Annotated in this window: 1 pseudogene; it reads left to right on the top strand. The window is 70.0% G+C overall.

Features of this window, described 5'->3' with window-relative positions:
* Positions 1 to 342: 342 nt before the first annotated feature.
* A pseudogene (locus LPA54_RS38325) lies at positions 343 to 457 on the top strand (phosphohydrolase); the annotation flags it as partial.

The raw sequence follows: 457 nt of genomic DNA, 5'->3' as shown, positions 1-457 counted from the left end.
GGCGTGTACGCCCAGCCCGCGTCCTCGTACAACTGCCGTTTCACCTCCTCCTCGTCGGCGTGTGTCACGGTGAAGCCGTTGGCCTCGTTGTGTCCGGTGACCGTGCCGTCGGCGTTCCGCAGGAACTGCAGGCTCATGGTGTCTCCCCCGTCGTCGGTGCCTCACGAGGGCGACGACCGCCCCCGTCACCCCGTCGAACGGCCCGCACGACCGCCGCGTGCCCGCTTCGGGCGTTATCACCGGATCGCGTGAAGAGGGGCGGTGGCGGGAACCCTTCCGCATTCTCAGGACGCTCGGGAACCCCCCGCCCGCCCTCACCCGCCCCGTTGTTACGCTCACCGGGTGAGGATTCCGGGACCGGAAGAGATCCGCGCGCTGCACGAGAAGCACGCGCCGACGGCCGAGGCGTTCACCTCCGTGCACCGCCACTGCGAGCTCGTCTGGAGCGTCGCCGAAC

Source organism: Streptomyces sp. DH12, from assembly GCF_020873895.1.
Taxonomy (GTDB): Bacteria; Actinomycetota; Actinomycetes; order Streptomycetales; family Streptomycetaceae; genus Streptomyces.
Note: the sequence above shows the minus strand (reverse complement) of the source record. Positions and strands in the feature narration are given on the sequence as shown.